Source organism: Microbacterium sp. H6 (assembly GCF_003314775.1).
In the GTDB taxonomy this organism is placed as follows: domain Bacteria; phylum Actinomycetota; class Actinomycetes; order Actinomycetales; family Microbacteriaceae; genus Microbacterium; species Microbacterium oxydans.
Window position 1 is genome coordinate 1 of the sequence record NZ_QOAY01000147.1, and the last position, 1561, is coordinate 1561.

A 1561-nucleotide genomic window follows, 5' to 3' on the forward strand; every position below is an offset into this window, starting at 1 on the left:
CTGCGTGGTGACGGCGGCCACGCCGCCGATCGCGGCCGCCCCGAACCCCGCGAGCAGCATGCGCCGACTGCGCAGGACCGCGGTCTCGTTCCTCTCGCGCGCCGACGGGTCCTGCAGCGTCATGTCCGCATTCAGGGTCGTGCTCATCTTCCGGGTGGTGCTCATCTTCCGGGTGGTGCTCAATTTCTGGGCCATGCTCATCCTCCTTGCGGCGTCATCACCGCGGTCAGGCGTCCGGCTGATTGCCGGGCCGCATCATCCGATCGATCCCCAGTCCCCAGTGCCGTCTCCGAGCGGGTCACTCAGAAGTAGTCGCCCGCCGTGAAGTGACGGATGCCGTCCAGCCGGGCCGTGCGTCGCAGCGAACGGATCATGCCGGTGCGGTCGTCCTGCCGCACGGCCTGCGGAGCGAAGGCATGAAGCGCGGACTCCTCGTCGGGCAGCGCAGGGACGGCGAGGTCACACGACGACACCCCGGCGAGCGCCCAGTCCGCGGCGACGGCGGAGAGCAGGTCGTCGCGCACACGCTCGGAATCCGGGAGCACCGCACTCTCCAGCAGGACGCCGACGCCCCCTCGATGCTCGGCGATCACGTAGCCGAGCACGGTCGAACCCTCGACGCGGCGATACAGCGTCGCACCCCGCATCCGCACCTCCGCCATCGCCGCGTCGCGGTCGCTGCGCACCGGCGCGAGGACCACCCGCCCGGCACGCGAGCGCTCGTAGACGTCACGCAGCGAACGGAGGCTCCCGAGTCCGACCGTCTCGCGCTCGACGCGCCCCTCGACGCTTTCCTCGTGCTTGCGGGGCATGGGGGCGCTCCAGGGACCGGTCAGGGTCCGTGCCATGGCGAACGTCTCGAAGCCGCTGGAGCGATACACCTCCGGGGTACCCGTGAAGAGCAGCGCCCACTCGGCGTCGCCCGCGGTCTCCAGCGTCGCGGCCACGAGACGGCGCGCGAGCCCCTGCCCTCTGGCACGCCCGGCGACCGCGACACTGCCGATCGCGTGCACGTGCGCCACACCGCCGTCGTCCTCCCGCAGCCGCTTGGGCAGACCGTAGATGGATCCGCAGACCCCTCGATCGTCCTCGGCCACGAAGGTGTGCGCCAGCCGATCATCATCGATCAGCCACTGGTCGGGCGCCAGCGGCGGTGTGAACACGGTCGCCCACAGCGCCGTCAGGGCGGACTGGTCCTCTGCGCAGGCGGCGCGAATCCTCTGGGCGCTCATGCCTGACCTCTCGCGATGTCGGCGGCGTGGATCGTGTTCGCCACGACCGCCCGCGCGCCGGTCCAGGGAGCGACTGTCGCACCGTGTGCGGCCGCGTCGAGCAGCGCCCGGATCAGGCCGTGGAACCCGAGCTCCGTGTTCGCGTCGTCGACGTCGAGCGCGAGCGCGCGGATCCCGTCGGCGGTCACGACCTCCAGCGTGTAGGCGTCCGGCCCGGGAGTCCCGGTGACGAGCGCCTGCACCGGCACGTCACGCTGCGCACCGGGAACCCGCAGCAGGCCGTCGATGCCCGCCGCATCCTCCGACACCGTGCTCGATCCCCGCCGCAC

Annotated in this window: 3 protein-coding genes; all 3 read right to left on the minus strand. The window is 71.8% G+C overall.

All coding sequences use genetic code 11. The features are described from left to right. On the minus strand, positions 1–195 hold a 195-nt coding region (locus DSP71_RS09425; protein ID WP_147251269.1), incomplete at its 3' end, for a hypothetical protein. A 107-nt stretch (positions 196–302) separates the two neighbouring features. After that, positions 303–1232 carry a GNAT family N-acetyltransferase gene (locus DSP71_RS09430; RefSeq protein WP_113680963.1) on the minus strand — a complete coding sequence of 310 codons (930 nt, stop codon included), beginning with the start codon at positions 1230–1232 and terminating at the stop codon, positions 303–305. Beyond that, on the minus strand, positions 1229–1561 hold a 333-nt coding region (locus tag DSP71_RS09435), incomplete at its 5' end, for a hypothetical protein (protein WP_220151107.1). The genes DSP71_RS09435 and DSP71_RS09430, both read right to left, overlap by 4 nt.